The sequence below is a fragment of the Flavobacterium sp. CR10 genome, from assembly GCF_055814415.1.
Window position 1 is genome coordinate 4,649,910 of sequence record NZ_CP185985.1, and the last position, 12,216, is coordinate 4,662,125.

The 12,216-nt window shown below is 34.0% G+C and carries 14 protein-coding genes; 13 read left to right on the top strand and 1 reads right to left on the bottom strand.

Going from position 1 to position 12,216, the window contains the following annotated elements:
- Positions 1-59: 59 nt before the first annotated feature.
- From ACNRYB_RS19450 to ACNRYB_RS19475, 6 genes are all read left to right on the top strand, one after another.
- A complete protein-coding gene (locus tag ACNRYB_RS19450; RefSeq protein ID WP_129747740.1) occupies positions 60-659 on the top strand; it encodes a Crp/Fnr family transcriptional regulator in 600 nt (199 codons plus the stop codon).
- 73 nt (positions 660-732) lie between these two features.
- Positions 733-1,464 (top strand): GNAT family N-acetyltransferase, encoded by a 732-nt coding sequence (locus ACNRYB_RS19455; protein WP_129747739.1) that lies wholly within the window; start codon positions 733-735, stop codon positions 1,462-1,464.
- Between the two features lie 528 nt (positions 1,465-1,992).
- Entirely contained in the window at positions 1,993-2,373 is a 381-nt protein-coding gene (locus tag ACNRYB_RS19460; protein ID WP_473728413.1) for a DoxX family protein, read from the top strand.
- 13 nt (positions 2,374-2,386) lie between these two features.
- Positions 2,387-2,599 carry a hypothetical protein gene (locus ACNRYB_RS19465; RefSeq protein WP_317126361.1) on the top strand — a complete coding sequence of 71 codons (213 nt, stop codon included), beginning with the start codon at positions 2,387-2,389 and terminating at the stop codon, positions 2,597-2,599.
- Positions 2,600-2,776: 177 nt separating this feature from the next.
- Complete coding sequence (locus tag ACNRYB_RS19470; RefSeq protein ID WP_343706667.1) at positions 2,777-3,286, top strand: DinB family protein; 510 nt, start codon at positions 2,777-2,779, stop codon at positions 3,284-3,286.
- A gap of 27 nt (positions 3,287-3,313) precedes the next feature.
- Complete coding sequence (locus tag ACNRYB_RS19475) at positions 3,314-3,781, top strand: DUF1440 domain-containing protein (protein WP_129747736.1); 468 nt, start codon at positions 3,314-3,316, stop codon at positions 3,779-3,781.
- 91 nt (positions 3,782-3,872) lie between these two features.
- Here ACNRYB_RS19475 and ACNRYB_RS19480 read toward each other — a convergent pair whose 3' ends face one another.
- Complete coding sequence (locus ACNRYB_RS19480) at positions 3,873-4,034, bottom strand: DUF1328 family protein (protein WP_129747735.1); 162 nt, start codon at positions 4,032-4,034, stop codon at positions 3,873-3,875.
- Positions 4,035-4,304: 270 nt separating this feature from the next.
- Between ACNRYB_RS19480 and ACNRYB_RS19485 the strand changes: the two genes are divergently transcribed.
- From ACNRYB_RS19485 to ACNRYB_RS19515, 7 genes are all read left to right on the top strand, one after another.
- Positions 4,305-5,363 carry a glycoside hydrolase family 130 protein gene (locus ACNRYB_RS19485; protein WP_473728414.1) on the top strand — a complete coding sequence of 353 codons (1,059 nt, stop codon included), beginning with the start codon at positions 4,305-4,307 and terminating at the stop codon, positions 5,361-5,363.
- Positions 5,344-7,614 carry a glycosyltransferase gene (locus ACNRYB_RS19490; RefSeq protein WP_473728415.1) on the top strand — a complete coding sequence of 757 codons (2,271 nt, stop codon included), beginning with the start codon at positions 5,344-5,346 and terminating at the stop codon, positions 7,612-7,614. Before ACNRYB_RS19485 ends, ACNRYB_RS19490 begins: the two co-directional genes overlap by 20 nt.
- 151 nt (positions 7,615-7,765) lie before the next feature.
- Positions 7,766-8,323 (top strand): TetR/AcrR family transcriptional regulator, encoded by a 558-nt coding sequence (locus ACNRYB_RS19495; protein WP_473728416.1) that lies wholly within the window; start codon positions 7,766-7,768, stop codon positions 8,321-8,323.
- Positions 8,323-9,567, top strand: coding sequence for a beta-ketoacyl-ACP synthase II (fabF, locus tag ACNRYB_RS19500; protein WP_473728417.1), 1,245 nt, complete (start codon positions 8,323-8,325; stop codon positions 9,565-9,567). The genes ACNRYB_RS19495 and fabF overlap by 1 nt, the downstream gene beginning before the upstream one ends.
- Before the next feature lie 242 nt (positions 9,568-9,809).
- Positions 9,810-10,568 carry an MlaE family ABC transporter permease gene (locus tag ACNRYB_RS19505; RefSeq protein ID WP_129747731.1) on the top strand — a complete coding sequence of 253 codons (759 nt, stop codon included), beginning with the start codon at positions 9,810-9,812 and terminating at the stop codon, positions 10,566-10,568.
- 4 nt (positions 10,569-10,572) lie between these two features.
- Positions 10,573-11,349 (top strand): ABC transporter ATP-binding protein, encoded by a 777-nt coding sequence (locus ACNRYB_RS19510; protein WP_473730258.1) that lies wholly within the window; start codon positions 10,573-10,575, stop codon positions 11,347-11,349.
- Positions 11,350-11,371: 22 nt separating this feature from the next.
- A complete protein-coding gene (locus ACNRYB_RS19515) occupies positions 11,372-12,193 on the top strand; it encodes an MlaD family protein (RefSeq protein WP_473728418.1) in 822 nt (273 codons plus the stop codon).
- Positions 12,194-12,216 lie beyond the last annotated feature (23 nt).

Below are 12,216 nucleotides of genomic sequence, written 5' to 3' on the forward strand. Positions count from 1 at the left end.
TAACAAAAAACACGAAACAGTTTTTTGCTACTTTTGATAAGCTTAAAAATACTACAATAATGCATCATCAAGAGTACCTCAACAATCTAAAACAAACCATCGAAAGCTACTACCCGCTTTCTGATCAGTCTTGGAAGCAGATAGAAAGCACTACGCATTTCCAAACTCTTAAAAAAGGAGAAACATTATTAGGAAATGGAGAAATTGCTAAAAATCTTCATTTTGTTGCCAAAGGAATTTTAAGGGCTTTTATTACAGATGAGCAGGGAAATTTCTATAACAAAAATCTTTTTCTTGAAAATTATTTTGCAGGTTCTAAAGTTTCGCTGATGCTCCAAACTCCCTCAAATTTTACAATTGAAGCTTTAGAAGATTGTATCGTCATCAACATCAATTATAAAAAATATATGGAGCTGATCTATAAAAATGACGATCTCAAAAACTTTTATATTGCCCATCTAGAAAAAAATTGGATCATCGAAAAAGAACAAAGAGAAGTCGCTTTAGTGATGCAAAACGCAACCGAAAGATATGTAAGCCTTTTAGAGAAACATCCAACTATTGCAGATCGTGTTCCATTATTGCATATTGCTTCGCATTTGGGCATTACGCCAACGCAGTTAAGCCGAATCAGAAAAAGTTTGGAAAAAGATTTGTAAATCAACATATGTAAAGGCTTTTCTGAAAAACTCAATTTACCTTTGTCAGTATAATTCAAACTCGTCATTTACAATGAACCATCTAGACCTCATCAAAGACAATATTGACAATCTTACCACTCTTTGGAAAACTGTTGCAACTCCTCTCCTTTCTTATCATAAAAATGATCCTTTTGAATTTTCTCAAATAAAAAACTCAGGCTGGCCAAATAGATTATGGTCTAGAGAAGATATTACCGAAGAAAACTTTCTGCAGATTCAGGAAACAATGGAGAAAAATCCAGGTTTGGTTATTCCTTATTGGGATATTTTTGGAAGTAATTCTAAAGAAATTTTCGAAAAAAATGGCTTTCATATTCGAATTCAGCTTGTGGCAATGGCTTTAAAACTGAGAGAAAAATTTCCGCTTCAATACAGCCTTACTTTCAAAAGAGTTTTAAATGAAGAAGATGCCAAAACTTGGTCAGATATTTATCCGCTTTCTTTTAGTTATGTAATCAGCAAAGAAACTTTGGTTGCTAATTACGAAAATGTGAAATTCTACTTAGTTCATTTTGAAGGAAAAGCGATTGGAACATTGACTCTTTTTCAAACTGGAGATATTATGGGAATTCACGGCGTCGGCGTTATTCCAGAAATGCGCAAAAGAGGTTTCGCCGAAGAAATCATGAAATTTGCCATTAATGAAGCCATTGATGCCGATTGTGAATATGCACAACTGCAAGCTTCTGCATTAGGAAAAGGCATTTATACGAGATTGGGCTTTGTGGATTTGTTTACGATTACGAATTACCAACTGACGTAAATTCCAAATTTTAATATCCAAATTCCAATAAATCAACACATAAATCTCTCGCAAAGACGCGAAGTCGCAAAGTTTTATTTTCAAGCCAAAGATTAAAAAAGATTAAAGGATTTGTTTCCCACAGATTTGGCAGATTAAGCAGATTAGATTTTTAAGCAAGAAAATAAATAATCTGCTCAATCTGCCAAATTTGCGAGAGCTAAAAAAAACTTTGCGACTTCGCGTCTTTGCGAGAACTACTTTCATTAAAACTTTGACAAAGTTTTTTTTGTTCAAATTTTCCATATGTTATGCTGAGCGAAGTCGAAGCACTTTCATAACGTAAAAGGTCTTCGACTCCGCTCAGACTGACAATCGTTTTTAAATACCGCTAGAAAAAATCTAAAATCTAAAATCTACATTCTAAAATCTAAAATCAGATTCTTGTCCCAAATGCCCCCAAAATAGTCATAAATAGGTATTTCATGAAAAAATAAGAATAGTACATTTGTAATACATTAACTAATAACTATTTAAAATAAATACCCAATGAAGACAACAAAAATTATTTTTTGGACTACTACTATTCTTATTTTTTTATTTGAAGGCGTTATGCCGGCTTTAACTTCTCAGACTGAACTAGCTAAAGAAGGAATCAGACACCTTGGCTATCCTGAATATTTCGGGAATGCATTAGTCGTATTTAAAATTCTTGGAGTTTTAGCCTTAATTATTCCTCAAGTGCCTGGAAGAATCAAAGAATGGGCTTATGCCGGATTTGCATTCGATTTCATTTTTGCATCCATAAGTCATTTTGCAGTTGATGGAGTAGATTTTCAATCTTTCTTTCCTTTAATTGTTTTTGCCGTTTTAATTGTATCGTATGTAACATATCACAGAATACAGCGTTATAAAAACATAGCACTCTAAAAATCAAAACTTTATGATTATTGAAGTTTTTAAAACAAATGTTCAGGAAGAATCTCAATGTCAAGTTATCATTGAGAAGCTTCTTGAGCATTTTCCAAATAGCTCGATCAACTTCGATTTAGAAGATTGCGACAAAATCCTCCGTATTCATGCACCCACTATTTCGAATACAAAAATCATCGACATTTTAAATTCGCACGGTTACTTCTGCGAAGTGCTTCCTTAAAAAATTAACACTCCCCAAATACCTGACTTATAGTATTTTAATATTTTTTATTGTATATTTGAAGGAGTATCATTTCCCCTAATTCTATAAATTTAATTTCACAGATAATGTACTGAGGTTTTTTAACCAATCGGTGAACATGTACTGTTGAATTTTTAATTTCTAAAATTAAAAAAAATGAAAAGCGCTATTCAAAATACCATACTGGAAACCTACAGTAAATTGGGCGACTTACTTTCTTCTTTTTCAAAAGAAGAAATCAATATTGTTCCGTTTGAAGGAAGCTGGACAGCTGGACAAACCGTACAGCATAGTATTCTAGCCTGCTCAGGTCTTACCATGCTATTTGCTGGAAAAACCGAAAAAACCAATAGAGAACCTGACGAAAATGTAAAAGGACTCGACTCCATCTTTTTAGATTATACTACTAAATACCAATCTCCTGAAAATATAAAACCTCCTGCTATTGAGTATGAAAAAAGCACTCTGCTGGCTTCTGTCAAAAAAATACAAAATGATTTATTTGAAGCTGCAGAAACTTACGATTTGACACTGACATGCATGGATGCTAAAGTACCCGGATTTGATTATTTCACTATATACGAATGGCTTCATTTTGCCATTGTGCATACGCAGAGACATACTCGCCAGTTAAAATCGATTTACGAACATATCAAAAAACATTAGAGCAGTATTTAACTCAAAACAAATTTTATGAGATCAAAAGTTAAGACCATTGTTTCATCTGGTTTAGTAGCGGGAACATTAGACATTACAGCCGCTATTTTGATTTATGCAGGAATATTACATAAAACAACAGCAGAAAAAATTTTGCAATCTATTGCAAGCGGAATTTTTAAAAAAGAAGCGTATACAGCAGGAACAGAAATGACTTTTGTGGGTTTGGGACTTCATTTCTTAATTGCTTTTATTTTTGCTTGGTTTTATTTTAAAATTTTTCCCTATATCCCATTTTTTAAAATAAATACTTTGCTCTCAGGAATTTCTTATGGCTTTTTTATTTGGATTGTAATGAATCTTGTCGTGCTGCCAATTGTTTTTCCAGTTCTACCCGAGAAAAATTTAGATTTCGCGCTTTTACTGTCTATCCTTATTGTGATTTGCTGTGTAGGAATTCCGATTGCTTTTATAACTCGGAAATATTATGCAAAATGGTACTAAAATAAGGTGCAAAGAAACAAAGGTTCAGAGTTACAAAGGCTAAAAACTTTGAACCTTTGTAACTCTGAACCTTTTAACCTTAAAAAAGAAACTAAACTTTTCTTCTTCCTGTAATTAAAGAAATGATAAACAGGACTAAAAAGATAAAGAATAAAATTTTTGCAATGCTCGCGGCTCCGGCAGCGATTCCGCCAAAACCAAAAATTCCGGCTATAATGGCCAAAATGATAAATATAACTGTCCAACGTAACATAATATTTGATTTTTAAGTTCTTAATATGACTGTTTTATAAGCCTTTTTCTGTCTATCTCAAAGTTCCTTTATTCCTACAAATCGTATTAACTCTATGCGCTTTATTATTATCGCAATAAATTAAATCAATGCTAGAGTATAATCCACTTTCACTATTATTTGCAAGCCTTACAGAATTACCATGTTTGTGCTTTTGAGTTAATTTTTTGATCGATTGGATTAATTGTCGCTTCTGTCTCAAAGTAATTTTAGATAAAATTTAGAAGGGTAATGAAAGAAGCTAAAAAACATGGTGTCATTTTAGAAAAAACAGATCGGACTTTTGAGGAATTAGGTGTTTTAAATCCTGCTATTTATCAAGACGGAAATACTGTTCACATGTTTTACAGAGCTGCCAAAAAAGGAAATTTTTCAACCATCGGTTATTGCCGTTTTGAAGGTCCAACCACTTTAGTTGAAAGAAATACGCAGCCCGTTTTTGTTCCCGATTATATTTATGAAATTCATGGTGTCGAAGACCCAAGAATTACTAAAATAGACGACAGTTTTTATATGACTTATGTCACTTACGACGGAATTAATGCTTGTGGCGCTTTGGCTGTTTCTAAAGATTTAAAAGTTTTTAAGAAGAAAGGAATTATAACGCCAAAATTTATTCTTAACGAATTTACAAATCTTATTAGAAAGCATTTACAAAATCCGAGCATTGCAAAGATTCTGGCTTTTAATACTGAAAGAAATTACCCGCTGACGGAGACTATTAAAGAGAATCTGTTTGTTTGGGATAAAAATGTGGTTCTTTTTCCGAAGAAATTCAATGGGAAATTTGTTGCTCTGCACCGCTTATTTCCATCCATTCAAATTTTTTCGTTTGAAAAGAAATCAGAACTTACAGAAGATTTTTGGAAAAATTACCTGAAGAATCTTCCCGATCATATTGTAATGGAACCAAAATTTGATCATGAAACAAGTCATATTGGTCCTGGAGCCCCGCCAATAGAAACAGCAGACGGCTGGCTTTTAATTTATCATGCTGCTGAAAGAAGAGAGAAAGGTTTGGTTTATCATGCTGCCGCTGTCTTACTGGATTTAGAAGATCCATCAAAAGTGATCGCAAGACTGCCAAAACCCATTATTACTCCTTCAGAATATTACGAAAGACATGGTTATGTCAATTATGTGGTTTTCCCAACAGGAACCGCCATCTTTGATGACCAACTATATATTTATTATGGCGCTGCCGATGATAAGATTGCGGTGGCATCTCTGAACCTAAACGAGTTATTAACCGAACTAAAAATGAATCCTCATGAAAGCAATATCAAATAAATCAAAAATCGTTTTTTTATCTACTTTTCCGCCTACGCAATGTGGCATAGCAACCTATACTCAAGATACCATTAAAGGGATTACAGATGTTTATGGTAAATCTATCAAATGCGAAATATGTGAACTTGTTGATAAACCCAAAGATCAGCCAACTCAAGCATTTACCTTAAATACCAAAAATCGTGAAGAGTATACAAAAGTCGCAGAGGAAATTAATCAGGATGAAACTGTGAAATTGGTTCATATTCAGCATGAATTTGGTTTGTTTTCAGGAAATTACGGAGATCATCTTTTAGATTTTTTAAACACTATAAAAGCACCTGTTACTTTTACGTTTCACAGTGTAATTCCGAATCCGAATGAAGAATTGAGAACTTTCGTTAAGCTATTATTAAGCTATAGCAATTCGGTTTTTGTAATGACTAATAAATCTAAAGAAATTCTAATTAACGACTACGACATCAATGAAGAAATAATTACTTGCGTGCCTCACGGAACTCATATTGTGATATATGAAACACCAGAACAGGCAAAAGAAAAATTAGGAATTCAAGACCGATTAGTTTTGGCTACTTTCGGACTATTGGGCGAAGGTAAAAATATAGAAACAGGTTTACAGGCCTTACCAAAAATTATAGAAAAAGCGCCAAATGCTTTGTATTTAATTATTGGAAAAACGCATCCAAACTTAATTAGAGATGGCATTGATACTTATCGAGATAAACTGGAAGGTTTGGTTAAAGAATTAAATCTTCAAGATAATGTTCGTTTTATAAACAAATATTTGGATACAGATGAGCTTTTAGAGTATTTGAAAGCAACCGATATTTATATGTTTACATCAAAAGACCCGAACCAGGCAGTGAGCGGCACTTTTGCTTATGCTATGAGCTGCGCATGTCCGATTGTGGCATCTAAAATTCCGCATACGAGAGAAGTTTTAACTGCAGATTCTGGAATTCTGTGCGATATTGGAGATTCTGACCAATTTGCAGCGGCTGCAATTAAATTGATCGAAAACGAAAATTTAAGACATGAAATGGGAATCAATTCATTTACCAAAATGAGAGCTTCATCATGGGAAAATGTTGCCATCACGCAAATGAATACTTATAAAAACCTGATTAAAAATCCGTCAGAAATCAAATATAGCTATCCTCCTATTCAATTAAAACATATCAAAAAACTAACTACCGAATTAGGAATTATTCAATTTAGTAAAATTTCTATTCCAGATTTAGATTCAGGATATACTTTAGACGATAATGCGAGAGCTTTAATCGCGTTTTGCATGCATTACAAACTGACTCAGGATAAAGATGATTTGGCTTATATCTTAATTTATTTAGATTTCATTCAGCGTTGTCAGAAACCAAAAGGAGATTTTATCAATTATGTCGACCAGGAAAACCGCGAACATGTAGAACAAAATGCCGAAGTAAATTTAGAAGATTCTAATGCAAGAGCCATTTGGGCGTTAGGAACTGTTGTTTCTATGTCGGATATTCTTCCGGAAGCAATTACCAAAAAGGCAACAAAATGTTTATTGAATACACTGAAATGGGCCGAAAACATTCAGTCGCCTCGTTCAATTGGTTTTGCGACAAAAGGTCTGTATTTGTACCATTCTACAATTCCAAATTTATATGTAGCGGCAATCATCAACAAACTAAATGCTAAACTGCTTGCAAACTACGAAGACACTGCAACAGAAGATTGGCAATGGTTTGAAAATTATCTGACTTACGGAAACAGCATTTTACCAGAATCAATGCTTTACGCTTATTTGATTACCAATAAACCGGTTTACAAAAAAGTTGCGCTTGACTCGTTAGATTTCTTGATTTCTAAAACGTTTATAAAAGGAACATTTAAAGCTATCTCAAACCAAAGCTGGCATCATAAAGGCTCAGAGCCAAGCCAGTATGGCGAGCAGCCAATAGATGTAACCTACACGATTCAAACTTTAAATGCATTTTATAATGCTTTTAAAACTCCAGAATACAAAAAGAAAATGAAAGCTGCTTTTAACTGGTTTTTAGGTAAAAATCATTTAAATCAAATTATGTATAACCCCGTAAGCGGTGGCGGTTACGATGGATTAGAAAAACATAATGTCAATTTAAATCAAGGTGCAGAATCTACAGTTTGTTATTTAACCGCAAGACTGTTAATGGAAAAACTGGCCATCTCACAATCTCGTGTAATTCCGTTAATGAAATCTCGCAGCGGCATTGCCATAAATTTATAAGAAAAGAAACTGAAGCTAACCAAATACTTCATTTTTTAAACCCTGAAAATCCCTTTCTTAATGAAAGGGATTTTTTGTTTTTGTTAAAAATAAACAAAATAAATTTGCCTATCTACTAATAGGTAGTATATTTGTCGGAAAAATTATTGCTATGACTACAAGAGAAAATATTATAGATAAAGCAGATCAATTTATTCGGGATAAAGGTTACAATGCCTTTAGCTTTAAAGATATTTCTAATGATATAGGAATAAAAACCGCTTCTATTCATTATCACTTTCCAACAAAATCAGATCTTGGTGTGGCGACAATTAAAGAACATATTGCAAGATTTGAAGATTTAAAAGGAAAAGTTGCCAATGAATCTCCATTGGTAAAACTTGAAGCCTTCTTAGAAGTCCAGACTCAAATTAAAAGAGAAAATAAAGTCTGCATAGTAGGATCATTAGCGACAGACTTAAACACACTAGATAACTCCATAAAAGTAGAACTGCAGACATTTGCCAAAATTGTAATCAATTGGTTAACTGAAATTTTAATTGAGGGAAAAGAACTTAACCAATTTGCTTATGAAATGTTACCAAGAACAAAAGCCATAATGATCATTACTAATATGGTTGCGATTGTCCAGCTTTCAAGACTTACAAGCGATGATGATTTTGAATTGGTAAAAGAAACAATATTAACAGAATTAAGACCTAAGAAATAATGAAAAGAGTTGTAATAACTGGATTAGGAGCCGTGACTCCAATTGGAAATAACGTTGAAGAATACTGGAGTTCCTTAATTAACGGAGTTAGTGGAGCCGCTCCCATAACAAGATTTGATACAACACATTTCAAAACTAAATTTGCCTGTGAGGTTAAAAACTTTGATGCCCAGCATATTTTTGAAAAAAATGAAATTAGAAAATATGATCTTTTTACACAATATGCTCTGCATGCCGCAGACGAAGCTGTAAAAAATGCCAATATCGATTTTGAAACCTTAAACAAAAACAGAATTGGTGTGATATGGGGTTGCGGAGACGGAGGCATTTCAACTTTTGAAGAACAATTTGGAGAATATAAATTAGGAAATGGATCGCCTAGATTTAGTCCATTTTTTATTCCAAAAAGAATTGTGAATATAGCTTCAGGAGTTATTTCTATTAAATATGGACTTCGAGGAATCAACTATACTACAGCTGCGGCTTGTTCCGCTAGTAATACTTCTATTATAGATGCATTTAATTACATTCGCTGGGGCAAAGCCGACATGATCATCAGCGGAGGTTCTGAAGCATCTGTTTCAGAATCTTCAATTGGAGGCTTTAATGCTTCAAAAGCATTATCTACTTTAAATGATGATTACACAAAAGCTTCACGCCCATTTGATATTACAAGAGATGGATTTGTTTTGGGCGAAGGAGCCGGTGTTGTTATTTTAGAAAGCTATGAACATGCTGTAAAACGAAATGCAGTAATTCTAGCCGAGATTGTTGGAGGCGGATTAGCCGCTGATGCTTATCACTTAACAGGAACTCATCCTGAGGGAGAAGGTGCTGTTCTAGGAATGGAACTTGCTCTGGAAGAGGCTGGAATTACACCAGATAAAATTGATTACATCAATGCTCATGCAACTTCTACTCCTACTGGCGATTTAAGCGAACTAAAAGCTGTTGAAAAAGTATTTGGGATAAATCCGAATGCAAATATCAGCGCAACAAAATCAATGACGGGTCATTTACTTGGTGGTGCGGGAGCAATTGAAGCAATTGCCTGCATAAAATCTGTTCAAGAGAATATTGTGCCACCAACCATAAACACAGAAAATGTAGAACTGGATTTTGCAAATAAATTTAATCTGACTCTTGGAAAAGCACAATCACGAGAAGTGAATTATGCTATGAGCAATACTTTTGGATTTGGTGGCCATGTAGCCAGTTCTATTTTTAAAAAGTTTAAGGAATAGCATTATATAATTACTGTCAATTAAAAATCCCTTTCATCTATGAAAGGGATTTTTTGTTTGTGCTCATAACGCCAATACACTTTAATTATTGTGAGTTTATGAAAATTATATAAGGGTGAAAAAAAGTTTTGTAATGCATTTTAACAAGTATTGATCTAACTTTCATATATAATTTAACGAGTTGCTAAAAACTGTTAAATAATTGATTTTCATTTTATATCATTCACATAAAACGAACCATTTTGATTCTAAATATTAAAAATACATTCGCCGAAATTGGAGAGACCACGATATTCGCCAAAAGGTTTTTTAAGGAGGTCTTTATTCCGCCTTATGAGACCAGAGAATTTCTGAAGCAATGTTATGTCATCGGATATAGATCTCTTCCGCTGGTTGCCATTACAGGTTTTATCATGGGATTGGTACTTACGCTTCAATCACGTCCAACGCTGGTAAAATTTGGTGCTGAATCGTGGCTTCCAGGAATGGTTGCACTTTCGCTGATAAGAGAAATTGCCCCTGTAATTACAGCTTTAATCTGTGCAGGGAAAATTTCGTCAGGAATTGGAGCTGAATTAGGATCAATGAAAGTAACGGAACAGATTGATGCTATGGAAGTTTCAGCCGTTAATCCGTATAACTATTTGGTGGTGACTAGAGTTCTAGCATGTACGCTGATGGTTCCTATTCTTGTCTTTTTTGCAGATGCTATAGGAATTATTGGAGGTTATGTTGGAATTAATATTCATGGAGATGTTAATTTTTACAGGTTTCTAACCCAGATTGTTCAATCCTTAGAATATTTAGATCTGCTTCCTGCAACGCTAAAAACATTCTTTTTTGGCTTTTTCATCGGAATCATTGGCTGCTACAAGGGATTCAATGCTTCTAACGGAACAGAAAGTGTGGGACAAGCTGCCAATTCTGCTGTGGTAACGGCCTCGCTAAGCATTTTCATTATTGATATGGTCGCTGTACAAATAACCGATTTATTCTTTTAAAATGATGAAGGAAAAATTACATAAAGAACGCAAAACAAAAGAAAAAGATCAGACTCCAATTATAGAGATTAAAGATCTTCATAAAACTTTTGGTAAAGATAATGCCGTTTTAAAAGGCGTAAATCTCACATTGAACAAAGGTGAAGACTTAGTGGTTTTAGGACGTTCAGGATCTGGAAAGTCTGTCACCATAAAATGTATTGTCGGATTGATTGAACCTGATAAAGGCGAAATTACAGTTTTTGATCAAAACGTTCTTAATATATCAAAAAGCGAGCTGAATGAAATTAGAGTCCGAATCGGATTTTTGTTCCAAAGCGGGGCACTTTACGATTCTATGTCCGTTAGAGAAAATCTCGCTTTTACATTGACAAAACACAAACGTGATTTGAACGGGCAAGAAGTCGAAAATGAAGTAATGGAAGCACTAGAAAATGTGGGCTTAGCCGATGCGATTGACAAAATGCCTTCTGAACTTTCAGGTGGTATGAGAAAAAGAATTGGTCTGGCACGCACACTAATCTTAAAACCAGAAATCATTTTATACGATGAGCCCACAACGGGTTTGGATACGATAACATCAAGAGAAATCAGTGAATTGATTCTTGATATTAAACATAAACAAAAGACTTCTTCAATCATTATTACACACGATATGGCTTGCGCAAAATTGACTGCTGACCGAATTGTGGTTTTAAAAGATGGTGTAATTCACGCCGAAGGAACATACGAAGAATTAGAAAAAGACGAAGATGAATGGGTACGCTCATTTTTTGAATAAAGCAAAATAAATAATAGAAATCATGGAAAAGCAATCTGGATATACTTGGAAATTAGGAATGTTTGTAACGATAGGCTTGCTGCTTTTTATAATGGCAGTGTATTTTATCGGAAAACAGCAAAATCTCTTCGGATCCACCTTTCATATTACTTCTCAATTTAAAACAGTAAGCGGTTTAGAGGTCGGAAACAATGTTCGTTTCTCAGGAATTAATGTGGGAACCGTAGAACAAATTCAGCTCAAAAATGACTCAACCGTAGTCGTGGTTTTAGTAATGAAAGAAGAAGTTCGAAAATTCATTAAAACGGATGCTACAGCCAGCATTGGTTCAGATGGTTTAATGGGAGACAAAGTGCTAACCATTTCACCAGGAGCAAAATCCAAAAAAGTCATCGAAGATAACGGACAGATTGCTTCTGTTGACGGAATTGAAATGCATGATATTATGAAAAGCGTGAAGAAAAGCGTTGATAATATTGGCGTGATTTCAGACGAGATAGCCATTTTCAGTCACAGCATGAACAACGGAAATGGTGCTTTGGCAAGATTAGTTAAAGATGATAAAATGGCCAATAGCGTTTCGAATACGCTTTCAAATCTAGAAAGCGGAACCAAAGGGTTCAGCGAAAACATGGAAGCGGCAAAAAGTAATTTCCTCTTTAGAGGTTACTTCAAGAAAAAAGAGAAAGAAAAAAAGGAAAAACAAGAAGAAAGAAAAGAGAAACTAGAGGAGAAGAAAGAAAAGCAAGAAGAAGCTAAAAAAGAGAAAGAAGAAGCAAGAAAAGAGAAGCAAGAGGAACAGCAAAAACAGGAAGACGCTAAAAAAGCAGAAACTAAAAATTAAATGCCAATTTTTTAAAATGCCAA

Excerpts from the sequence above, each read along its gene's own strand:
- ACNRYB_RS19460 (WP_473728413.1), top strand. The coding sequence starts at position 1,993 with ATGAAGACAACAAAAATTATTTTTTGGACTACTACTATTCTTATTTTT.
- ACNRYB_RS19515 (WP_473728418.1), top strand. The coding sequence starts at position 11,372 with ATGGAAAAGCAATCTGGATATACTTGGAAATTAGGAATGTTTGTAACG.
- ACNRYB_RS19455 (WP_129747739.1), top strand. The coding sequence starts at position 733 with ATGAACCATCTAGACCTCATCAAAGACAATATTGACAATCTTACCACT.
- fabF (WP_473728417.1), top strand. The coding sequence starts at position 8,323 with ATGAAAAGAGTTGTAATAACTGGATTAGGAGCCGTGACTCCAATTGGA.
- ACNRYB_RS19450 (WP_129747740.1), top strand. The coding sequence starts at position 60 with ATGCATCATCAAGAGTACCTCAACAATCTAAAACAAACCATCGAAAGC.
- ACNRYB_RS19490 (WP_473728415.1), top strand. The coding sequence starts at position 5,344 with ATGAAAGCAATATCAAATAAATCAAAAATCGTTTTTTTATCTACTTTT.
- ACNRYB_RS19510 (WP_473730258.1), top strand. The coding sequence starts at position 10,573 with ATGAAGGAAAAATTACATAAAGAACGCAAAACAAAAGAAAAAGATCAG.
- ACNRYB_RS19470 (WP_343706667.1), top strand. The coding sequence starts at position 2,777 with ATGAAAAGCGCTATTCAAAATACCATACTGGAAACCTACAGTAAATTG.
- ACNRYB_RS19495 (WP_473728416.1), top strand. The coding sequence starts at position 7,766 with ATGACTACAAGAGAAAATATTATAGATAAAGCAGATCAATTTATTCGG.
- ACNRYB_RS19475 (WP_129747736.1), top strand. The coding sequence starts at position 3,314 with ATGAGATCAAAAGTTAAGACCATTGTTTCATCTGGTTTAGTAGCGGGA.
- ACNRYB_RS19480 (WP_129747735.1), bottom strand. The coding sequence starts at position 4,034 with ATGTTACGTTGGACAGTTATATTTATCATTTTGGCCATTATAGCCGGA.
- ACNRYB_RS19465 (WP_317126361.1), top strand. The coding sequence starts at position 2,387 with ATGATTATTGAAGTTTTTAAAACAAATGTTCAGGAAGAATCTCAATGT.
- ACNRYB_RS19485 (WP_473728414.1), top strand. The coding sequence starts at position 4,305 with ATGAAAGAAGCTAAAAAACATGGTGTCATTTTAGAAAAAACAGATCGG.